Source organism: Maritalea mediterranea, from assembly GCF_021568695.1.
GTDB lineage: Bacteria > Pseudomonadota > Alphaproteobacteria > Rhizobiales > Devosiaceae > Maritalea > Maritalea mediterranea.
This window is the reverse complement of sequence record NZ_JAKGTI010000003.1, coordinates 44799-64796: the sequence shown is the minus strand read 5'-3', so window position 1 is coordinate 64796 and position 19998 is coordinate 44799. Positions and strand designations below refer to the sequence as shown.

Here is a 19998-nt window from a genome sequence, read left to right as displayed (position 1 = left end):
ACGCCCGAATGGAGACAGACGCGGTTCCATTCTTGCGCTATTGTGCGGCCATGCTGTTTCAATTGCCCCATGACGATCAACTTTATCAGGCGCTTTTAGATCGCGACCCCTCCTATGACGGGCGCGTCTTTGTCGGCGTTTCTTCCACCGGTATTTTTTGTCGGTTCACTTGCCCGGCCCGCAAGCCGAAGCGCGAGAACTGCACCTTTTTCGAAACCGCCAGCGAGGCGCTTGAGATGGGGTTTCGCGCCTGCAAAAAGTGCCACCCTACCACCAGCGAGGCCGAGGCCAACAAAGCCATCCGCACGCTGGTGACCGCCCTTGAGGATCGCCCCGATCATTTCTGGCAGGAAAGCGACATCTCGCGGCTGGGTTTTGACCCGTCCACCGTGCGCCGCGCCTTCAAACGCCAATTCGGTATCACCTTTTTAGAAATGGCGCGCCTGACCCGCCTGCGCAACAGCTTCACCACCTTGAAACAAGGCGGCAAAATGATCGAGGCGCAGTTGGATGCAGGCTTCTCCTCATCCAGCGCCTTCCGCACCGCCTTTGCCAAACATATCGGCCTGAAGCCAAAAGAATTGCGCGCCGACGCACCGCTAAAAGCCGATTGGTTCGACACGCCTTTGGGTACCATGGTCGCCGTGGCCGACACCACCCATTTGCATTTGCTGGAATTTCATGACCGCAAAGCCTTGCCTACCGAACTCAAGAAATTGTTCAAAACCGCAAAAGGACAAATGGGCTTTGGCACCACCCCGATCATTGAAGAAACGAAGCGACAAGTACTGACCTTTTTTGAAGGCAAGCACCCGCACTTTGATCTGCCGCTTGCCTTGCATGGATCCGAGTTCACCCGGCAGGTCTGGCGCGAATTGCAAACCATTCCAGCGGGCGAGACGGTCAGCTATGGTGAGTTGGCCAAACGTTTGGGCAACCCCAGCGCCGCCCGCGCCGTGGCCCGGGCCAATGGCGCCAACCAGATCGCAGTGATCATCCCCTGCCATCGCGTGATCGGGGCAGACGGACAGCTCACCGGCTATGGCGGCGGCTTGTGGCGCAAGCAAAAGCTGATTGAACTGGAACTGACCTATAAGCGCGCGCGATCAGGGTAGCGTTGCTGGCCGCGGGCGTGGCAGGGCAATCGGCTCGGGCACATAGCTATAGGCCGGGCGGGGGCGCGGCAAATCCACATCCACAATTGTGCCAAGGGTTGTCACGCGCACCGCACGCTCCGGCACAACATCATTCAAATAGCTGATCTGCCCTTCGAGGCCGAAAGGGAAAGCAGCTTTCCGCGTTTCCAAATAGGTCTTGGCTTCCGCCCCGCACATTTGCGGGCGCATATTGGGGGGCGCAAGGGCACGGTTGACGATATTGGTGACGCTTTGGCGGGTGCCCGGATAGCGCCCCTGAAAGCCGCGCTCCAACAAAAGGGCCGCCAGTTCACCGCGTTCCCGCGACGTCACGCCGCCAAACACCACCGCCATCAATTCGCGCCCATTGCGCTTGGCCGTGGCGACAATGTTGAGACCGGACGCGCACACATAGCCGGTTTTCATGCCGGTAGTGCCGCGAAATTTCTCCAGCAAAATATTGTAAGATTTCAGTGTGGACCGGCCAAACTTGATCGCGCGCGTCTCAAACATCTCGTCATATTGCGGATAGCGCGAGCGGATCACAAAGGCCAAAATCGCAATATCCCGCGCGGAGGTGATCTGACTGGGGTCGTGCAGCCCATGGGCGTTGGCAAAGCGCGTGGCGGTGAGGCCCAGATTGGCCGCATGCCAGTTCATCAGGTCAACAAATTCGGCCTCGGACCCGGCCACGGTCTCGCCGATCGCGGTGGCCACATCATTGGCGGATTTTACAATCATCAAATAAAGCGCATCTTCCAGCGTCACCGCTGTGCCCACCGGAAACCCCATTTTGCTGGGCGGGGCTTTAAGGGCATTTTCGCTCATCACCACCGGCGTATCAAGGGTTACGCGGCCCGCCGCAATCGCTTCGAAAGCCGAATAGGCGGTCATCAATTTGGTCAGCGAAGCCGGGTGCCAAGGGTGGCCAGCATCTTTTTCAAACAGCACTTCCCCTGTGCGCATATCCAGCAGGAGTTGTGGCAACCCATAGCTTGGACCCGCGCCCAACATAAACGTCAAGACGAGCAAAATGACCCGACAAATTGAACCCATGAATACCCCGACCCCAAAAATTACTGGCTCAGTTCTACCCTCGGCAAGATGAGCATGCAATCACTGCCGCGCGAATACGGCGATTTTTTGCCCGTTTGCGCTTAAAATCAGCTTTGCAATTGACGCTATGGGAATTCTGAAGAACAAATAGAAGCAGGTCCAAAACGGGCGGTCAACGGGGGGACAAACATCATGACAACCGAATTTTTGCTGATTACATTCGCACTTTTTCTATCGGGGGCTATTTGTGTGCCGCTCGCTTCCCGCTTCGGGCTTGGCTCAGTCTTGGGCTATCTGATCGCCGGCATTTTGGTCGGCCCAATTCTCCATCAGCTCAATGTTGATATCACCTCACTACAGCATTTCGCAGAATTCGGTGTGGTGATGATGCTGTTTATCGTTGGCCTCGAAATGAGCCCCAAAAGCCTTTGGGAAATGCGATCGCAGATTTTTGTGCTTGGTGGGCTGCAGGTTTCACTTTCGGCACTGGCCATTGCAGCAATCGCCCTTGCGTTCGGCGTTGTGTGGCAAACCGCCATCGCCATTGGTTTGATTTTTGCCTTGTCTTCAACTGCCATCGTCAACCAAACCCTCAACGAAAAAGGGCTTCTGCGGTCTGATGGTGGCCAGGCGAGTTTTTCAACCCTTTTATTTCAGGACGTTGCCGTGATCCCCATGCTGGCGCTCCTGCCGCTTCTGGCTTTACCGGAATTGGCCGACCATGCGCATCACGACGATGGCCACGGGGCCGGGTTTAGCCTGGTGGCGGGGCTGAATGGTTGGCAGACCGCACTGGTAAACTTTGCGGCCATCGCTTTGGTGGTGGGCGGCGGGATCATGCTGACCAATCCAATATTCCGCTATGTCGCGAAAGCCAAGCTGCGCGAATTGTTGATCGCCACCGCACTTATGCTTGTGGTGGGCATTGCCTTGCTGATGAGCCTTGTGGGGCTCTCGCCAGCCCTCGGCACCTTTTTAGCCGGCGTGGTGATGGCCAACAGCGAATATCGTCATGAGCTGGAAAGCGACATTGATCCGTTCAAGGGCCTGTTTCTCGGCGTCTTCTTCATCACCATCGGCGCCGGCATCAGCTTCGGCTATCTGGCCGACAATTTCTTGATTTTGATCGGGCTCACGGTGGGCATGATCGCGGTCAAAATGGTGGTCATGTTCGGTCTGGCACAGCTTTTCGGCCTGAAGGGCGAGCATAAATGGCTTTACGCCCTGGGCCTGGCGCAAGCGGGCGAATTCGGCTTTGTGCTGCTGTCATTCGCGGTGAGTAACTTCATCCTGTCGGCAGAACTGTCTCAATTGTTGCTGATGGTTGTCGCCCTTTCCATGTTGATCACGCCCTTTATCTTCATCTTCTATGATCGGGTCATCGCCCCCCATTACGCTCAGGGCCAGGTACGCCCGGCAGATACAATTGAGGCCACAAACGGAATCATCATTGCCGGACACGGCCGTTTTGGCGGCATCGTGAACCGCGTGCTGCGCGCGGCCGGTTTTGCCCCCACTGTTGTGGACTACAGTTCTGATCAATTGGACATGCTGCGCAAGTTCGGCCTCAAAGTCTATTTTGGCGATGCCACACGTCCCGATCTATTGCATGCCGCTGGCATTGAGCACGCAAAGATTTTGGTGATCGCCATAGACGACAAACATGCCATCACCGATCTCGCCAAATATGTGATCAAGAACAATCCGCATGTCCACGTGATCGCCCGCGCCGTCGACCGCAACCATGTTTATGATTTATGGGCCTATGGCTGTCGCGACATCATTCGTGAAACTTATGACAGCTCCATGCGCACCGCGCGCTCCAGCCTGGAGGCCTTGGGCCTGGATCGGAACACAGCACAGCATTTGGTGGACGAATTTGACAGCTTTGACCGGAAAACAATGATTGAACTTGCCGAACATTGGCAGGTGGAGGTGCCCGCCACAGAAAACGAACAATATATGGGGCGCATCCGTGAGTCGCTGGATCATTGGGAAGAGCAATTGATCGGCCGGATGAAAAAGATCATCGACAAGGATCAGGACACCACGGAAAAATCATCTTCTGGCTAAACTTGAATGGCTAAGGGATCCCTCTTATCTCTACGAGAGATAAGCCCGCGGAGAGTCCAATGCCAAGAGTTATATTGCCAAATCCTCTGGGCGCTTTGATGCTATCATTGCTCTTATCGCAAGGATTTTTCATGTCATCTCAGGCACAAGAAACCGCGTCGCCCGCATCATCGCGAACCGTACAATCCTTGTTGGACCAGCGCTTGCCGCAAATCCTGCAGGACGCAGGCCAGATCGGCAATGCCGGGGTGGTCCTGCAAGATGGCGACATCATTGCCCAAAGCCATCACGGGCTGCGCCAAAAAGATCGTAACACGCCGATTGGCCCGAATGATAAGTGGCACATTGGCTCGATCACCAAATCCATCACCGCCACCCTGATCGGTCGGCTGGTCGACAAGGGCCAGCTTTCATTCGACAGCACCATTGGCGAACTCTGGCTGGACGCGGCGGCCGAGATGGACCCAATTTGGCGCACCGTTACCCTAGGGCAATTGCTGCACCACACCAGCGGCGCCAAAGCCAATTTTGGTCTAAAAGTGCTGTTTGATCGCAGCTTTACCGATCAGGCCGCACTTGACGCCGCGCGTGCGGCTGCCGTGCGCAAGATTTTGCAAAAACCACCGGCGCACCAGCCTGGCACCAAATTTGAATATTCTAATATTGGCTACGCCATTGCCGGGCAATTGGCTTCTGTGGTGGCGGGTGAATCCTGGGAATACCTAGTGCAGCAAGAAGTATTTGAACCACTGGGTTTAGACAGCGCCGGGTTCGGTGCCCCAAAAGGCGACAACCCGTGGGGGCATGGCAAAAAATGGTTGGTAATGATCACACCCATGGACCCGCAAACACCCGAATCCGACAATTCCCCCATTATGGGCCCGGCGGGCACGGTGCATATGAGTCTGCAGGACCTGGCCAAATATGGCCAAGCCCATTTGGCCACCGCCCGCGGCGAAAGTGATTACCTGTCCGCGTCCACCATCAAATGGCTGCATCAGGCGCCAAAACCAATTAATGCGGACCACCCGCCCTATGCCGGGGGCTGGATTTGGATGAGTTTTAGCGACGATGAACGCCTCAGCCTGTTTCACAATGGCTCCAACACCATGTGGTATGCCTTTTTGGTCAATGACCCGAAAACCAACGCAAGCTTCGCCCTCGCCACCAATATCGGCCACATCAAACGGTCAGAATTTGGCTTTGGTCAACTCACCCGCGATTTGTTGCGCCTGCTTGACCAACAAGCGGAATAAAAAAAGCCCCCGACCGAAGGGCGGGGGCTCAAAGCGTGTTTAGCGACGGGCCACTGGCGAAACCAACGGCGTGATCCGTTTGATCGTCACCCGTCTGTTGCGCCGCTCGGGCTGCTCGGTCCGCACTTTCAAATAACGCTCGCCATAGCCCTGAGTGGCCAGGTTTTCAGGTGGCACCCCAAAAACTTGAGTGAGAAGCACGGCCACAGTTTCCGCACGACGATCTGACAGTTTCAAATTGTAGATCTCGTCACCAACGGCATCTGTATGCCCTTCGATCAGGAAGGTCTCCGCTGGATTGTCTTCTAGCAAATCCAACATGGCATCCGCGACATGCGCCAAACTGGAGATTTGATCCGGCGCGACAGTCGCCTTATCCGTGGCGAACGTCAGGCCACCAATTTCGAGCCGCCGCACCATATCGCGCAGCCGGGCAGAACGCTTCACTTCATTGATTGAATAAAGCCGCTGCACACGTTCGACTGGCGGCTGTTCAAAAAATTGGACCAACTCCTCTTCATCCGCTTCATCTGCATCTAGAACATAGTCCGAAAGCGCAATGTCCAAACGCAGCGGTCCGAGTTGTTCGGCAGGATCGCGCCACTCTAGCAAATCATCCTGATAAGCCTCGTCTACATAAACCAGCACGATCTCTTCACCTTCCGGAGTGAACCGTGAGCGACGAACGATATCGCCATTGCGGTTATAAATGGTCACCACTTCCGAGCCATCCGCGCGCAAAATTGTTTCGCGGGTCCGGCCATTGCTCAAGCGCTCAACATAAATGTCATCCGCGCCCTGTTCCAACCGGGCATTGTCTTTGCTTTCCACAAAGGTCTGATTGTTGAACTGGAACACAATCCGGAAATCAGACCGGTCCTCTTCCACCACCTTTGCTTGTTGCGGTGCAGCCCGTGTGCCGCTGGTTTCCGCCTGCTCTTCTTTTGAAACCGGCTCACCGTCTTCCGCGGTGATCGATTTGATCTCGGTCGGCGCCGCATCAGCCTGCGCATCCGCATCATCTTTTGGCGGCGGTGCATTTGACTCAGTCGCAGATGCTGCCTCGTCTGTCTGCTTCAACTCAGCCTCACCAGAGGTTTCACCTTCAACTTTCGTTGTGGCAGCCGCCCCTGCCTCAGCTGGCGCTGATGTCGCTTCCTTGGCGCTGTCCAGCACCGGGGCCACATCTTCCGCCGCCACATCATCACCCTCGATCGGCTCAACCGGCTCAGAAGGCGCATCGCTATCTGACCCCGTAGCCACCTGATCACCGCTCTTCTCGGATGCAGGTGCTTGTGCCTCAGCGCTTGAGTCAATGAGTGCAGAGTCAGCGTTTATGGCCAGTGGCGCCAAATCATCCGGCAGGCGCATCTCGACCGGGATATATCGGTCAACACAGGTGGCAAGATCTGGTGACCCGAATTCCGTGCACAGTTCTTCAAGGTGTTGACGCGAAGATTGCACCGCTCCTGCGGCGGCGGTATCCTCACCGGAAGTCCGGGCGTCAACAAAGTCCAGTCGCGCTGCAACATAGCTTTCATAAGCTGCGATCAGTTCTGTTGGCGTCTCGGCAGCTATATCTGCCTGGGCAGTCGCTTGACCTTCTGCGTTTACAGCTTCCCCTGCAGCATCCGAACTCGCCTCAGCATCAACTTGCCCTTCAGTCTCGGCGGCGGTGTCAGCGTTGGGTTGCTCAGCATCGCTCATTTCCATCTGGTCGCTCCCCGCGTCAGATTGCGGTGAGGCTGCCCCTGCGCCTTGGGTCTCCGTTTCGGCAGTGTTTTCCGCCTCCACTTGCGCGCCGTCGGCCCCATCAGTGACTTCATCACCACGTGTCATTTCTGCTGCCGAAGCCTGTTCCACACCTTCTAGCGGTCGGACATCATTGGGCAAACGTTGGCCGGAGGGGATAAAGCGGTCAAGACAAGTGGCGATATCTGGCGTGCCGAGTTGCTCGCAGATTCCAGCGAGCCGGTCACCCGTCTCCATCACGATCTCCATCGCCTCCTCGGGGCTGTCAACCTCAAGTGCCACATATCCTTTGGCTTGGCCATTGCCTTGTTGTTCAGATACAGCGCCGAATTGCCGATAGGCCAATAAGGCTGCCGCATATCGTTCATAGACAGCGGCGAGCTCAACGGGGGGTTGCTGATCTAGATTTACCTCAACCAACGTCTCGCCTTGTGGCGCTGCTTCTAGCGTTGTAGAGCTCGGTGCCGATTGGTCCTGAGCCATAATCGGTGTCGGCGCTATACTGAGCGTAGCCAGCATGGTCGTCGTCAAAAGCACGTTGCGCATGGTCATCTTCCTTTTTGATTTCACAAATCAAATTCGCAATTTCTCGGATGAGGATTCGTTCGATCACCCCCGGTCAAACGCAAATCAAGTTTGATACGCACATTCTCAGTAAGAATGTTTAAGCACCTATTCGGTTCCATTAGTCAGTTGTCTAAGATTGTCTCGCATTCGATTGCGGCACAAATCCTTGGCACAGGAAATGTCCGATTTTCGGTGTTGTCGTTGGTATAAAGGTAGGCAGCTGAACCTCAGATGAAGATTTTGTTCAACCTGCGGTCAATCCCGCATGGGCCAACAGAATTTAAAGCACCCGCCAAATCCCTACCCAAGGGATCCAACCTGGTCAGCATCATGCAAACACAAACCACCACGCGCAGAAACACGTCAACTGCGCCGGTCCTCAACCATTTGTAATGGCTCAATTTTTGGGAAAATTTTTGATGGTGCGGGTGGAGGGAATCGAACCCCCACTCCCGAAGGAACGGGATTTTGAATCCCGCGCGTCTACCAGTTCCGCCACACCCGCACTAAGGTGATGGGGATGCGAAATATCGTAAAGTTTCGCCCCCGTCAATCACTGATTGACACTAATTTGAAACTCTTTACATCTAAACCCTGTTTTTGCCCCGATTATCCTGCATCTGGGCAACAAGGTCGACGACAGTGCGGTTGAGTGGTTCCGGGCCAGCCCGGGCGGCGCAAGCGCCATAAACCGTGACCTGCGGCAGTAAAAATATGGCGGGGGTGCCGCGGGGACGGGAGCCAGCCCGCGCGGCGTGAGCGCCAGAAAGCGCGACCGGTGGCGGCAAGAAAATGGCGGGGGTGCCGGGGACGGGAGCGCAGCAACCGGTGGCGGCAAGAATAAAGAGACAAAAAGGAACGATTTGTGATTAGAAAATTATACGATTGGGTTTTGGCCCTCGGCGCCTCAAAAGATGCGCCCAAAGCTCTGGCAATCGTGTCCTTTGCGGAAAGCTCCTTCTTCCCCATCCCACCTGATATTATGCTGATCCCGATGGTGCTGGCCAAACGCGCGGCCGCATGGCGCTTTGCGCTTTTGTGCACCATTGCTTCGGTGGTCGGCGGCTTGTTCGGCTATTTGATCGGCGCGTTTCTTCTGGAAACCGTGGCCCAGCCCATTCTTGAATTTTACGGCTATTGGCACAAATTCGAAACTTTCCAGGAAGCCTTTAATGAATGGGGCCTGTTGATTGTGTTCGTCTTTGGCCTGACCCCCTTCCCCTATAAAGTCATCACCATCGCCTCGGGCGCGACTGGCCTTAATCTGCCCATATTTATCCTGTCTTCCATTGTGGCGCGCGGCTTGCGTTTTTTCATCGTTGCCGGCCTGCTCTATTTCTTTGGTCCCCCAATTAAGGACTTTATCGAAAAGCGGCTGGGCCTCATGTTCTTATTGGGCTGCGCTTTGCTGGTGGGCGGCTTTGTGGCCGTGAAGTTTTTGTTCTAAGGGGGTATCGGGCCGTGAACAATTTGAACGTAAAACAGCTGACCATTTTAGGCTTTGGGCTGTCAGCGCTGACCATTCTCAGCGTCTATTTCTTTCAATATGTCATGGGTTATCAGCCTTGCGAACTATGCTATGCGCAGCGCAACCCCTATTATATCGCCCTTCCGATTTTGCTGCTGGCGCTGATCTTTTGGAGCAAGCTCTCGAAAATCATGATCACCACTTTGGTCTCCGCCATGATGCTGATCTTTTTGTGGAGCACCTATCAGGCGGGCTATCACGCCGGGGTGGAATGGGGTTTCTGGCCCGGGCCGAACACGTGCTCCGGCATGGGCGACGGCATCAGTCTTGAGCAATTGAATGATATTGACGGCTCGCGCGTGGTGCCGTGCGATCGCGCCAGCGTGCGCTTTTTCGGCCTCAGCTTTGCCGGGATGAATGCCATCGTCTCATTGCTGATCGCGGCCATATTCGGCTTGGCCACCTATAAAAGCGTCAAGAAAATCGCATAGCCCCTAGGGCTCAAGCTCAATATCCCAATAAAGATAATCCATCCAGCTTTCGTGCAGATGGTTGGGCGGGAACTTGCGGCCATTGGCCTGCAGATCAAATGTGGTCGGGCGATAAGGCATCTGCCGCGGCCACATATTTATGTCCCTTGGCATCTTGTTCGCCTTGCGCAGATTACACGGCGAACAGGCCGTGACCACATTGTCCCATGTGGTGCGCCCGCCGCGGGAACGCGGGATCAGATGATCAAAGGTCAGATCCTCTTTCGAGTGACAATATTGGCACTGGAAATGGTCGCGCAAAAACACGTTAAACCGCGTAAAGGCCGGGTTTCCCGTGGGCTTCACATAGGATTTGAGGCTGACCACGCTGGGCAATTGCATCTCAAAGCTCGGGCTTTTGATCACCCGGTCATATTCAGAAACAATATTCACCCGCTCAAGGCAAACGGCTTTAATCGCGTCCTGCCACGACCACAAGGATAGTGGATAATAACTCAGGGGCCGATAGTCAGCATTGAGTACCAGCGCCGGAAGAGATTCGGGTGACACATGCAGGGTCACGCCTTCCTCCTTAAAATGGAATCACTCAGTTAACTTGCATTAACTATTGTAGGCAGAACATGTCATATATGTGAAGTCTTTGTTCTATTTTTACGACACGGCAACTGAGCGACCCCAAATAATTCTCCGCGTCAACTCAACTGCTTGTTCAAAAACTCTCCGGCAAACTCAAGCCCATCCATTGCAATACCATGGGCGGTGCCCGGGCATTTCTTCAAACGCACATCAAGCCCTGCGGCCTCTAGCGCGGCAGCCGCCTCAACGCTGCCCGCAATCGGCACCACATCATCCATTTCGCCATGCACCAGACAAACGGGCGGTTTGGATTGAATCGCATCCGCCACATGGTCCTGATCAATCAGCTTGCCGGAAAAACCCAGAATGCCCGCCAGCGGAGTTTCAAACCGCAGCCCGGTATAAAGCGCCATCATCGCCCCTTGGGAAAAACCGCCCAGCACCACATCGCCCAGCGTTAAGCCTGCCTCTTCGGTGCGCGCCAACACATAATCGCGAATGGCAGGATAAGCGCGCGCAGCGCCACCGCGATAGTCTGTATCCTTGCTGCCAATCCGCTCCACGGCCAAAGGAAACCACTCATAGCCCATCGGGTTCATACCGCATTGATGCGGCGCATTGGGAGAAAAGAACCCCACATGCGGGAACGCATCGGCCCAAAACTGTCCTAACCCGATCAAATCCTGCCCGTCCGAGCCATAGCCATGCAGCAGGATCACCAATTTTTTGGCAGGTTGGCCATTGGCTGGCGCTAGCGTGGGGCCGAACAGTTCAGTGGTCTGGGTCATAAAACAATACCTTCTTTATCTCTCAACACTGCAAAATAGCGCCACATCAGCCGCGATGCCGCCCCGCGATAGGGCGACCAGATCTCCGCAAGGGCGCGCGTTTCTTTTTCTTTTGGCACATCTTCCAGCCCATTGATATGCCCTACCATTTTTTGCAACGCCAGATCACCTGCGGGGAAAATATCCGGATGACCCAAACAAAACAGCAAATAGATCTCCGCCGTCCAGGGGCCAATGCCCTTGATCCGGGTCAGCGTCTCAATCGCCTCCTCAGGCGGCAGATCGGCCAATTTCTCAAATCTAAGATCGCCAGTTCGCTCCGCCTCGGCCACTGCACAAAGGGTGCGAAATTTGTTGGCTGATAACCCCGCGCCCCGCACGTCTTCTTCCCGATGCGCCAAAAATTCGGTGGCACACACATTGTCCATCAGGCTGGCAAAGCGGCCCCAGATAGCCGACGCGGCGGCGACGGAGACCTGTTGCCCCACCACAATTTTGGCCATGCCCTCAAACCCGTCTTCCGTCTCGCGCAAAGGCACTTCTTCGCATTGGGCGATGACCGGCTTCAGGCGCGGATCGCGCGCGGCCAGCCCATCCAAATGCGCCGCCAAAACCTCTTTGCTTTTCAATCGTTCTTTATGCATGGCCTCTGCTCGTGTATGAGTGAAACACCTTTTCGCTAGCTTTGACTTATGACCGCAAAAACACAACCCGTTTTCCGTTTCGCACCCAGTCCCAATGGGCATTTGCATCTGGGCCATGCCTATTCAGCCCTGCTGACCAATAGGATTGCCCAGCATTTTGGCGGCCAAACCCTGCTGCGCATCGAAGATATTGACGTGCTCCGGTGCACCCCGGAGCTGGTGGACCAAATGCTCGAAGATCTGGCGTGGATCGGATTTGAATATCAGGGGACGCCCCTCAAGCAATCCGATCAGTTTGACCGTTATCGCGCCGCCGCGGACACGCTGAAACAGCGCGGCTTGATCTATCCCTGCTTTTGCAGCCGCAAGCAGATTCGCGAAAATGCCGATGGCCGCAAAGATCCTGATGGCGCCCCCATCTATCCCGGTATCTGCCGCCACCTTTCTGCTGATGAGATTGCCACCAAGATGGCGCAAAACCTGCCCCATAGCTGGCGACTGAATATGCAAAAAGCCCTGGCCGAAACCGGCACACCGCAATGGCGAGAGGTGCAGGATGATCTGAAAACCATCAACATCATCAGTGCCGACCCCATGGCCTGGGGCGACGTGGTATTGGTGCGCAAAGATACGCCCACCTCCTATCATCTCAGCGTGGTGCTGGATGATGCCTTGCAGCACGTCACCCATGTGACGCGCGGCAAAGACCTCTATTTCGCCACCGCCATCCATCGGGTGCTGCAAACGCTGCTCAACCTGCCCGAACCGCTCTATCATCACCATGAACTGATCCGCGATGACGCGGCCGAGAAATTGTCAAAATCAAAGAAGTCGCAAAGCTTGAAGGAGCTTCGCGACCTAGGTTGGAGCGCGCAGCAAGTGCGCGCCGCCATCGAAATGGATTAAGCCGCCCGCTTGACCGTAATTTTCGCCAACTCGCTTTCGGACAGCAAGCTGTGGGTGGTTTCCGCCACGGCCCGCTCAAAGGGTGTGCCGAAATTCGGCCCTAAAATCGCATCCAGCTTCGGGTCAACCAGCTCGTGCGGCTCTTGCCACAAATAGCGCATTTTCACAATTTCCCGCATCATCGGATTGAACAGAGCCATCGCGTTGAACACCCACCAGGGCAATTGCACAACCTTATAGGGCGTTGACAGTGCCCGCTGGATTTCGGCAATCAACTCATCACCGGTCACCCGGAAACCGGCAAAATGGAAATTCTCATAGGCCCCCAGTTGATCGCGCTGCGCCGCCACTTTTTCAAAGGCGCGGCCCAAATCCGGCAAATAGGCCCAGCTATGTTTGGTCTTGCCGTCACACACCCGCGTGATCTTGCTTTTGGCAAACTCGCGGCCAATCGCCAGATCAAACCAGCTGCCGCTTGCGTCTGGCCCGAAAAAGTCACTGGCGCGGATCACAATCACCTGGAAATTATAGGCACGTCCGGCCGCCACCAGATCCTGTTCCATCTGCACCCGAATTTCGCCCTTGTCGGTGGCCGGGCGCTGCGGCAAATCTGGTGTCAATTTGTGGTCCTTGGCCGCATAATTATAGATATTACCCGCAAAGATCAGGGTTTTGCCGCTGCCCTTCATCGCCTCGATCACCACATGATTGAGCTTCACGGCGCCCTTCTCTTGATCGGCCCATTTGTCATAGGGCAGGTTAAGCGCGTGCACCACCACATCGGCACCCGCAACCGCCCGCTGCATGTTCTTTAGATTGAACGCATCACCTTGCACGAATTCAAAGCCCTGAAATGGCGCGCGGTTCTCGCGGCCAAAGCCCTTCACCTGCCAACCTGCGTCGATAAAGGCCTTGGCGGCGAATTGGCCGATCCGGCCATTAATGCCCAAAATGGTAACTTTTTGAGTGCTGTTGTTTGTCATTTGCTTGATCCCTTCATTGCTGATGGGACCAAGATGGTCTATTCATTATCAAATGAAAATTGGCTGAAATTGCATTTGAGATATTCAAATATGAATAACCAAACTACCGAGCCAGACTGGTTTTTGTGGCGCTCCTTTCTGGCGGTGATGGATGAAGGCTCTCTCTCCGCCGCCGCCCGCAAGCTGGGAGCGTCACAACCCACCATTGGCCGTCATATTGAAGAGCTGGAAACCAGCCTCAACGTGGTGCTGTTTGACCGCACCGGACGCGGCCTGAACCCCACAGCCCTTGCCCATCAGATGCTCAACAGCGTGCGCAGCGCCAAATCAGCCCTCGCCGAAGCGCAATTGCTGGCCAGCGGCAGCACGCAGATGCTGGACGGCACCGTGCGCATCACCGCGTCGCAAATCTTGTTCCACCATATTTTGCCCGGCATTTTAAAAAAGGCGCGGGAGACCTACCCCACCATTCAGCTGGAGCTGGTGCCTTCCGATTCGGCAGAAAATCTGTTGCTACGCGAAGCCGATATTGCCATCCGCATGTTTCGTCCCAGCCAGTTGGACGTGGTGGCCAAAAAGGTCGGGGCGGTGCCGCTGGGGGCGTGTGCCCACCAATCCTATCTGGATCGGCATGGCGCGCCGAAAACCATCAGCGATCTTTATGAACATGAATTGCTGGGGCTGGACCGGCAGGAAGACATCATCAAAGTGGCGCGGTCCATCGGCTTTGAACTTAGACGCGAGCACTTTGCAATCCGAACCGACAGCCAGACCGTAATTTGGGAAATGGTGAAAGCCGGGTTGGGCATTTCCTTTGCCCAGCTCAGCCTGATCGACGCCACGCAAGGCATGGTACGGCTGGTGCCGGAGCTACAAATTCCGCCCATGGAAATGTGGGTCGCCGCGCATAAGGAGGTACACCGCGCAAGGCGTATCCGCGTCATTTATGACCTATTGGCCAAAGAACTTATCCCCTATACTGCCCCCCAAATCAGATAAAGAAAAAGTCGTCTTATGGATCAAGCACTCAATTATCTCATCTTCGCCGCCATCGCTGTGGTCGCCCTTATTCTGGGCGCCGGCCTGATCAATATGTTTCGTGGCGGCAACCCGAATCTCAGCCAGAAATTGATGCGCGCGCGGGTGATCGCGCAAGCCGTGGCGCTGTTGCTTTTATTTATTGCCGCATTCTTTTTTGCACCCAAATAGGAGGCGAAAATGGTCAAGCTGAACAAGATTTACACCAAAACCGGCGATGACGGCACCACAGGCCTTGTGGTCGGCCCGCGCCGGCCGAAATATGATTTGCGCGTCACCGCCTATGGCACGGTGGACGAAGCCAATTCCACCCTCGGGCTGGTGCGACTGCACACCACCGACCATCAGGAAATGGATCAGGTGATCCTTCGGGTTCAAAACGACCTGTTCGATCTCGGCTCCGATCTGGCCACACCGGACACTGGTGAAGATTTGGGCTTTGAACCGCTGCGCATCATTGAGAGCCAGGTGACTTGGTTGGAAGAAACCATCGACCAGTTCAACGCGCATTTGGAGCCGATTAAAAGCTTCACCCTGCCCGGTGGCTCAGCCCTTGCGGCCCATCTGCATCTGGCCCGCACCGTGGTGCGCCGCGCTGAACGGGACGCCACCGAGCTTAAGGCGCACGAAGAGGATGTGAACGCCCAGGCGATCAAATATCTCAACCGCCTTTCGGATTTATTGTTTGTGCTGTCGCGCATTGCCAATGATAATGGGGCCGGTGATATTTTGTGGACCCCGGGCAAACATCGATAGATTAGCCCGCAAGGAAGTGAGCGAAGCGCGATATGTTTTTGCCTTTTTATGACCAAAACCCCAAGCGCTTCGTGATCAAACCCTATGTCAATTACGCGCTGATCCTGATCACCATCTTCCTGTTCGCGATCCAATATATTCTGCCGCAAAATGCGGAGAATTACATCATCGCCACCTTTGCTGTCGTCCCCTATTGGTTTGCCGATGGCCGGATCGATCAGATCCCTTTTGTGCCGGACGAGTTCACCTTCGTCACCTATGCGTTTCTGCATGGTGACTGGCTGCACTTGTTCTCCAACATGTTGTTTCTATGGGTGTTTGGCGACAATATTGAAGATGCGCTGGGGCATGTGCGCTATTTATTGTTTTACCTCCTATGTGCCGCAGGTGGCGCAGCACTTCACTATTTGATGTTTCAGGGCGATCTCTCGCCCCTGGTTGGCGCCTCCGGCGCAGTTGCAGGCGTGATCGGCGCCTACGTGCTGCTTTATCCCAAAGTGCGCGTCTATGTGTTGGCGCGGATCATCATTCCGCTGCCCCTGCCCATCCCGGCCTTATGGGTGCTGGGCGCCTGGATCATCATGCAATTTGTTTATGTGATTTTGCCGCAAACCGACTCAGTGGCGTGGTGGGCACATATTGGCGGCGTCGCCTGCGGCATGGCGCTGGTGTTTTTATTCAAGCGTCCCGAGGTGAAACTGTTTCAGGGCTAGGGGCGAGCGCTAAAGCCCCGCCCCATCCAGCAAATAGAGCATATTGGTTTTGACCTGCCGATACATTTTTGTGTCCCAGTTGAACAAAGCCCCCAAAACGTTAGAGCCCTCAAACAACGAAATGAGTCCGAAGGCAATATCCGGTGCCGGTGCTGTAGATTGCCTACGAGTAGACAGCGCTTGTTCAATCATTTCGGTCAGGATGCGCTGAAACTCGACAAAAAATCCGTGCACCATTTTTCGCGCCGCCTCATTGCGTCCGGCATAGGAATAAAACTCCAACCCAATGGCGACAAAAATCTGGTTCTCGCTCAGCATTTCTTCGGTCTGGTCGAGCCAGTCGGTCAGAATTTGCCGAAAGTCCCCCTTGGTCAGCCGCAAATGCTGTAACACATCCATATTCTGCTCAAAGAACCGCTTCATCAGCGCCGCAATCAGATCATCCTTGCTTTTGAAATAGAGATAGATGGTCGCTTTGCTCACCCCAGCGGCCAGCGCCACTTCTTCCAGCTTGGCAGATTGCAACCCGTTGCGTGCAAACACCAACATGGCCGCATCCAAAATTTGGGGCACACGTTTGGCACTCATATTGGGGCGGGGCATCACTCTTCCTTTTCCAACTGCTTGGTCAACACCACATAGTCCACACCATTATCGGAATAGCGCGCAACCACCTGATAACCCAAATGCTGATAAAGCGCCACATTTTGCGGATTGCCGGTTTCCAGCGCGATGGTGGTCGGTCGATTAACTTGCGCATAGGCCGCCTCAAGCAAGTGGCGGGCAAGCCCCTGGCCCCGCGCTGCCTGATCCACTGCCAGAAACTCAATCACCAAATCCGCTTTATCCGAATAATGCTTCAGCCGCTTGCGCTCATGCTGCACCATTTGCCAGGGCACTCGAAACCCAAGCGCCCACCCTTGCTGCCAGAACCATTTCACCAGGAAACGCAAAGGAGGTGCCTCATTGCCCAAACTGACAATATTGCCGCCAGCAATTTGCCCGCCTTTCCGGGCCACCATCACATGGGACGAAGGCCATGCCCCTAATGTGATGTGAAACCAACGAGCCAATCGTTCAACGTCCTCCTCGCTGTGCGCATCCACAAGCGAGACCATCGCCGCATCCTGCGCAAAGGCGCGGGCAAACATTTGTGCCAACGCTTTGCGATCTGCCCCATCCCAGCTTTTGATCTCGATCGACATTTAGTTCTCCGGCTGAAAAGGCGCTTCTTTGACCAAATGCCCCAGCAGCAATTTTAGCGCCAGCAACGGCAACAGCCAATTCAGGTTGGGCAGTGCCATCTCGGGCACAAAGGACAGCAGCATAAAAAGTGTCGCCACCCCAAACGCCACCGGCCGCTGCAAATAAAGCGGGGTGAACAGAATGATCAACGTGCCCAGCAACAGGCTGCCCGCCGCCACAGCAAAAAACACCATTGGCTGCGCCGCAAACAACAAGGCCGCCAACCCCAAATGCAGCAAATGGGCGCAAACAAACAAAAAGTGCTGCCGCTTGCCATGGCCCTTGCGATGATACCAGCGTTTGGCCGCGGAGGTCGCATTGGTGACAATCCCGCCGCCAATATCCAGCGCCAACACCACCACAAAGACCCAGTGCCAAATCATATGATCAGCCGTGGCGCCTTGCCAGAACAGCCCAATCAACGCCAGCGCAATCACCGCGCCCAACCCCAATTGCACAATTTCTTCCGCGTTGGTGGCGCCGGGGCCAACAAATTTATCCCAACTGCCTGACAGCCCGCGCCGCGGTGCCGGTGGTTCCCAATCTATACGCATCATGTTCACTTTCTAAAATAACTGACGAGTCAGTTATATATAGAGAGGCAAGATAGGCGTGGCAAGAGGGCGGGTGAAATTTCACTTTGAGCTGAAGGACAACACGCTTCGCCCAGACAAAAAAGCGCACCGAAGCGCGCCTTTGAGATCCGTTGATTTCGTGAAAACGTCTAAGCAGATTGCAGCTCGGCCAAAATCTGATCGATGATTTTGTAGCCAGACCCCCAACCATTATCCATACCGCGCATCATATTGGCGAAGGTTTCATTTTCTTCCGGCGTCGCCTCCAGCGGCACCTGCACCAGGGTCACTTTGGTTTTGTCCCCCACCTCTTCAAAGGTCACCGTGGTGTGCAGCACTTTCGGCCAATTGGGCATCATCGGATTAGCCACCACATTCCAGTCCCGATCGGCCGAGCAATGGTGCCACACCATTTTTTCTTCCGGGACGACATCTTTGAACTTCATCACAGAAAGGTCAGATTTTTCACCCATCACCATTTCATTGCGCCATTCGCCCCCGGGCTTCAGGTCAAATTTGTGAATAATGGTTTCAATATTGGGGCCATACCACCGGGCCAACAAGTCCGGATCCGTCCAGGCTTTCCACACCAGGGATCGCGGCGCATCAAACTCACGCTCAAACACATATTCTGCAGGGTTACCCATCCTTATTCTCCTCCTGCTGGGCTTTCAGTTTCACCAGCAAATCATCAAGTTGATCAAAGCTGTCCCCCCAGAACCGTTTAAAATAACTCATCCATTCCACAGCCTCGGCCATGGGTTCCGCCTTCAGGCGGGCGGGCCGACGTTGTTCGTCAATGCCCCGCTCAACCAGCCCGGCTTTCTCCAACACTTTCAGATGTTTCGAGACCGCAGGCTGGCTGATCTGAAACGGTGCAGCCAATTCCCCAACAGACGCTTCCCCCTCCGCCAGACGCGTCAGCAACGCGCGGCGTGTGGGGTCTGCCAATGCGGCAAAAACCGCATCCAAATTCTGCGCCTGATTTCCATAACCAACCTGTTCCATAACCTATTAGTTATAGAAGTAGTTGGGCACTGTCAAGACCGTGCGTTGGTCCTGCGCATTAAGAAATAATTAACGCTGAATTGCGAGACTTGGCGCGACTGAAAAGCTAGGAAGGCCATTCAGATGGATATGTCATTGGTGACCCAAGCCGTCGCCATGCAATCAGCCCAGCGCCAGGAACAAGCGCAACTGCTGATGGTGAAAGCGGCAGATGATATGCAAAAGGCGATGATCAGCATGCTGGATCAGGGCCTGGCCAATGCCAAAGCGATGCCCGCCCCTGGCACCGGCACAATTGTCGACAAAACCGCCTAAACTTCCCACTGGTCAAATCGGAAAAAGCCTCGTAAAGATTGGTTGATATAACCAATTTAAAACCTATGGCTTTATGACCCGCTCCGATAAAGAACGCATGCTGGCGGGGGAACCCACCTTGTCCGGCGATCCTGAATTGCTCGAAATTGCCGCCCGCGCCTGTTTCGCCTTTAATCAGGCGCATCCAGACGATGAAACCCGCATGGACCATTTGCGCCCCATCTTTGGCGAGATGGGCGAGAATGTGTGGATTGAAGCGCCGCTTTATGTCGATTTCGGCGAACTCACCAAAATTGGCGACAAGGTCTTTATCAACACCAATTGCACCATTTTGGATGGCGGTGGGGTCACCATCGGCGACCAGGTGCTTATCGCGCCCAATGTGCAAATCATGGCCGCTGGCCACCCGATCAAGGCCAGTGACCGCATGGTCTATCCGTTTGAAAATGAGCCGGAGCGGATGAATTTTGTCAATCTGGCCGGGCCGATCAAAATCGGCAATGGCTGCTGGATCGGCGCCGGCGCGATCATTCTGCCTAACGTCACCATCGGCGACAGAGCCGTCATCGGCGCGGGAGCGGTTGTCACCAAAGATGTGCCCGCCGACAGCCTCGCCGTCGGCAATCCGGCCCGCGTGGTGCGGCAGATTTAG

23 protein-coding genes and 1 tRNA gene are annotated in these 19998 nt (G+C 55.1%); 12 read left to right on the top strand and 12 right to left on the bottom strand.

Annotated features, from left to right (window positions below):
- Positions 1-50: 50 nt before the first annotated feature.
- On the top strand, positions 51-1115 hold the full coding sequence (locus tag L1I42_RS13125) for a bifunctional transcriptional activator/DNA repair enzyme AdaA (protein WP_236115502.1): 1065 nt from the start codon (positions 51-53) through the stop codon (positions 1113-1115).
- Here the strand turns inward: L1I42_RS13125 and L1I42_RS13120 are convergent.
- Complete coding sequence (locus tag L1I42_RS13120) at positions 1107-2192, bottom strand: D-alanyl-D-alanine carboxypeptidase family protein (RefSeq protein WP_236115132.1); 1086 nt, start codon at positions 2190-2192, stop codon at positions 1107-1109. The two genes, L1I42_RS13125 and L1I42_RS13120, sit on opposite strands and share 9 nt — an antisense overlap.
- A gap of 192 nt (positions 2193-2384) precedes the next feature.
- Between L1I42_RS13120 and L1I42_RS13115 the strand changes: the two genes are divergently transcribed.
- Positions 2385-4265 (top strand): monovalent cation:proton antiporter-2 (CPA2) family protein, encoded by a 1881-nt coding sequence (locus L1I42_RS13115; protein WP_236115131.1) that lies wholly within the window; start codon positions 2385-2387, stop codon positions 4263-4265.
- 131 nt (positions 4266-4396) lie between these two features.
- Positions 4397-5521, top strand: coding sequence for a serine hydrolase domain-containing protein (locus L1I42_RS13110; protein ID WP_236115130.1), 1125 nt, complete (start codon positions 4397-4399; stop codon positions 5519-5521).
- Between the two features lie 39 nt (positions 5522-5560).
- Here the strand turns inward: L1I42_RS13110 and L1I42_RS13105 are convergent, their stop codons facing one another.
- Positions 5561-7819 carry an OmpA family protein gene (locus tag L1I42_RS13105; RefSeq protein ID WP_236115129.1) on the bottom strand — a complete coding sequence of 753 codons (2259 nt, stop codon included), beginning with the start codon at positions 7817-7819 and terminating at the stop codon, positions 5561-5563.
- A gap of 441 nt (positions 7820-8260) precedes the next feature.
- Positions 8261-8345, bottom strand: a tRNA-Leu gene (locus L1I42_RS13100).
- A 360-nt stretch (positions 8346-8705) separates the two neighbouring features.
- Here L1I42_RS13100 and L1I42_RS13095 point away from each other — a divergent pair.
- Positions 8706-9287, top strand: coding sequence for a YqaA family protein (locus L1I42_RS13095; protein ID WP_236115128.1), 582 nt, complete (start codon positions 8706-8708; stop codon positions 9285-9287).
- A gap of 14 nt (positions 9288-9301) precedes the next feature.
- Complete coding sequence (locus L1I42_RS13090) at positions 9302-9799, top strand: disulfide bond formation protein B (protein ID WP_236115127.1); 498 nt, start codon at positions 9302-9304, stop codon at positions 9797-9799.
- Positions 9800-9802: 3 nt separating this feature from the next.
- On the opposite strand, the gene L1I42_RS13085 is transcribed toward L1I42_RS13090, so the two are convergent.
- The 3 genes from L1I42_RS13085 to L1I42_RS13075 form a co-directional block, all read right to left on the bottom strand.
- Entirely contained in the window at positions 9803-10360 is a 558-nt protein-coding gene (locus tag L1I42_RS13085; protein ID WP_236115126.1) for an HNH endonuclease, read from the bottom strand.
- 131 nt (positions 10361-10491) lie between these two features.
- Positions 10492-11163, bottom strand: a complete 672-nt coding sequence (locus tag L1I42_RS13080; protein ID WP_236115125.1) for an alpha/beta hydrolase — start codon at positions 11161-11163, stop codon at positions 10492-10494.
- Positions 11160-11807, bottom strand: a complete 648-nt coding sequence (locus L1I42_RS13075) for a DNA-3-methyladenine glycosylase family protein (RefSeq protein ID WP_236115124.1) — start codon at positions 11805-11807, stop codon at positions 11160-11162. Before L1I42_RS13075 ends, L1I42_RS13080 begins: the two co-directional genes overlap by 4 nt.
- Positions 11808-11855: 48 nt before the next feature.
- Between L1I42_RS13075 and gluQRS the strand changes: the two genes are divergently transcribed.
- A complete protein-coding gene (gluQRS, locus tag L1I42_RS13070) occupies positions 11856-12713 on the top strand; it encodes a tRNA glutamyl-Q(34) synthetase GluQRS (protein ID WP_236115123.1) in 858 nt (285 codons plus the stop codon).
- Here gluQRS and L1I42_RS13065 read toward each other — a convergent pair.
- Complete coding sequence (locus L1I42_RS13065; RefSeq protein WP_236115122.1) at positions 12710-13696, bottom strand: NAD-dependent epimerase/dehydratase family protein; 987 nt, start codon at positions 13694-13696, stop codon at positions 12710-12712. The two genes, gluQRS and L1I42_RS13065, sit on opposite strands and share 4 nt — an antisense overlap.
- 90 nt (positions 13697-13786) lie before the next feature.
- Here L1I42_RS13065 and L1I42_RS13060 point away from each other — a divergent pair, with 90 nt between their 5' ends.
- From L1I42_RS13060 to L1I42_RS13045, 4 genes are read left to right on the top strand one after another with little or no spacing between them, the layout of a single operon-like run.
- Positions 13787-14695, top strand: a complete 909-nt coding sequence (locus L1I42_RS13060; protein WP_236115121.1) for a LysR family transcriptional regulator — start codon at positions 13787-13789, stop codon at positions 14693-14695.
- A 15-nt stretch (positions 14696-14710) separates the two neighbouring features.
- Entirely contained in the window at positions 14711-14905 is a 195-nt protein-coding gene (locus L1I42_RS13055) for a twin transmembrane helix small protein (protein WP_027836013.1), read from the top strand.
- Between the two features lie 9 nt (positions 14906-14914).
- Positions 14915-15490: a cob(I)yrinic acid a,c-diamide adenosyltransferase gene (locus L1I42_RS13050; RefSeq protein ID WP_236115120.1), complete on the top strand. Its 576-nt coding sequence runs from the start codon at positions 14915-14917 to the stop codon at positions 15488-15490.
- Positions 15491-15522: 32 nt separating this feature from the next.
- Positions 15523-16203, top strand: a complete 681-nt coding sequence (locus tag L1I42_RS13045; protein WP_236115119.1) for a rhomboid family intramembrane serine protease — start codon at positions 15523-15525, stop codon at positions 16201-16203.
- A 9-nt stretch (positions 16204-16212) separates the two neighbouring features.
- Here L1I42_RS13045 and L1I42_RS13040 read toward each other — a convergent pair whose 3' ends face one another.
- The 5 genes from L1I42_RS13040 to L1I42_RS13020 all read right to left on the bottom strand — a co-directional run bounded on the left by L1I42_RS13040 (position 16213) and on the right by L1I42_RS13020 (position 19031).
- Entirely contained in the window at positions 16213-16806 is a 594-nt protein-coding gene (locus L1I42_RS13040; RefSeq protein WP_236115118.1) for a TetR/AcrR family transcriptional regulator, read from the bottom strand.
- A complete protein-coding gene (locus L1I42_RS13035; RefSeq protein ID WP_236115117.1) occupies positions 16806-17408 on the bottom strand; it encodes a GNAT family N-acetyltransferase in 603 nt (200 codons plus the stop codon). The genes L1I42_RS13040 and L1I42_RS13035 overlap by 1 nt, the downstream gene beginning before the upstream one ends.
- The gene (locus tag L1I42_RS13030; RefSeq protein WP_236115116.1) at positions 17409-18005 is read right to left on the bottom strand and encodes a hypothetical protein; all 597 of its coding nucleotides are present in this window, start codon (positions 18003-18005) and stop codon (positions 17409-17411) included.
- A gap of 167 nt (positions 18006-18172) precedes the next feature.
- Positions 18173-18670 (bottom strand): SRPBCC family protein, encoded by a 498-nt coding sequence (locus tag L1I42_RS13025; RefSeq protein ID WP_236115115.1) that lies wholly within the window; start codon positions 18668-18670, stop codon positions 18173-18175.
- Positions 18663-19031: an ArsR/SmtB family transcription factor gene (locus L1I42_RS13020; RefSeq protein WP_236115114.1), complete on the bottom strand. Its 369-nt coding sequence runs from the start codon at positions 19029-19031 to the stop codon at positions 18663-18665. Before L1I42_RS13020 ends, L1I42_RS13025 begins: the two co-directional genes overlap by 8 nt.
- Positions 19032-19154: 123 nt before the next feature.
- Here L1I42_RS13020 and L1I42_RS13015 point away from each other — a divergent pair, with 123 nt between their 5' ends.
- Both L1I42_RS13015 and L1I42_RS13010 read left to right on the top strand, forming a co-directional pair.
- Entirely contained in the window at positions 19155-19346 is a 192-nt protein-coding gene (locus L1I42_RS13015) for a hypothetical protein (RefSeq protein ID WP_236115113.1), read from the top strand.
- A gap of 73 nt (positions 19347-19419) precedes the next feature.
- Positions 19420-19998: a sugar O-acetyltransferase gene (locus L1I42_RS13010; protein ID WP_236115112.1), complete on the top strand. Its 579-nt coding sequence runs from the start codon at positions 19420-19422 to the stop codon at positions 19996-19998.

Coding starts and splice junctions, on each gene's coding strand:
- L1I42_RS13125 (WP_236115502.1), top strand. CDS start 51: ATGCTGTTTCAATTGCCCCATGACGATCAACTTTATCAGGCGCTTTTA.
- L1I42_RS13120 (WP_236115132.1), bottom strand. CDS start 2,192: ATGGGTTCAATTTGTCGGGTCATTTTGCTCGTCTTGACGTTTATGTTG.
- L1I42_RS13115 (WP_236115131.1), top strand. CDS start 2,385: ATGACAACCGAATTTTTGCTGATTACATTCGCACTTTTTCTATCGGGG.
- L1I42_RS13110 (WP_236115130.1), top strand. CDS start 4,397: ATGTCATCTCAGGCACAAGAAACCGCGTCGCCCGCATCATCGCGAACC.
- L1I42_RS13105 (WP_236115129.1), bottom strand. CDS start 7,819: ATGCGCAACGTGCTTTTGACGACGACCATGCTGGCTACGCTCAGTATA.
- L1I42_RS13080 (WP_236115125.1), bottom strand. CDS start 11,163: ATGACCCAGACCACTGAACTGTTCGGCCCCACGCTAGCGCCAGCCAAT.
- L1I42_RS13075 (WP_236115124.1), bottom strand. CDS start 11,807: ATGCATAAAGAACGATTGAAAAGCAAAGAGGTTTTGGCGGCGCATTTG.
- gluQRS (WP_236115123.1), top strand. CDS start 11,856: ATGACCGCAAAAACACAACCCGTTTTCCGTTTCGCACCCAGTCCCAAT.
- L1I42_RS13065 (WP_236115122.1), bottom strand. CDS start 13,696: ATGACAAACAACAGCACTCAAAAAGTTACCATTTTGGGCATTAATGGC.
- L1I42_RS13060 (WP_236115121.1), top strand. CDS start 13,787: ATGAATAACCAAACTACCGAGCCAGACTGGTTTTTGTGGCGCTCCTTT.
- L1I42_RS13055 (WP_027836013.1), top strand. CDS start 14,711: ATGGATCAAGCACTCAATTATCTCATCTTCGCCGCCATCGCTGTGGTC.
- L1I42_RS13050 (WP_236115120.1), top strand. CDS start 14,915: ATGGTCAAGCTGAACAAGATTTACACCAAAACCGGCGATGACGGCACC.
- L1I42_RS13045 (WP_236115119.1), top strand. CDS start 15,523: ATGTTTTTGCCTTTTTATGACCAAAACCCCAAGCGCTTCGTGATCAAA.
- L1I42_RS13040 (WP_236115118.1), bottom strand. CDS start 16,806: ATGCCCCGCCCCAATATGAGTGCCAAACGTGTGCCCCAAATTTTGGAT.
- L1I42_RS13035 (WP_236115117.1), bottom strand. CDS start 17,408: ATGTCGATCGAGATCAAAAGCTGGGATGGGGCAGATCGCAAAGCGTTG.
- L1I42_RS13030 (WP_236115116.1), bottom strand. CDS start 18,005: ATGATGCGTATAGATTGGGAACCACCGGCACCGCGGCGCGGGCTGTCA.
- L1I42_RS13025 (WP_236115115.1), bottom strand. CDS start 18,670: ATGGGTAACCCTGCAGAATATGTGTTTGAGCGTGAGTTTGATGCGCCG.
- L1I42_RS13020 (WP_236115114.1), bottom strand. CDS start 19,031: ATGGAACAGGTTGGTTATGGAAATCAGGCGCAGAATTTGGATGCGGTT.
- L1I42_RS13015 (WP_236115113.1), top strand. CDS start 19,155: ATGGATATGTCATTGGTGACCCAAGCCGTCGCCATGCAATCAGCCCAG.
- L1I42_RS13010 (WP_236115112.1), top strand. CDS start 19,420: ATGACCCGCTCCGATAAAGAACGCATGCTGGCGGGGGAACCCACCTTG.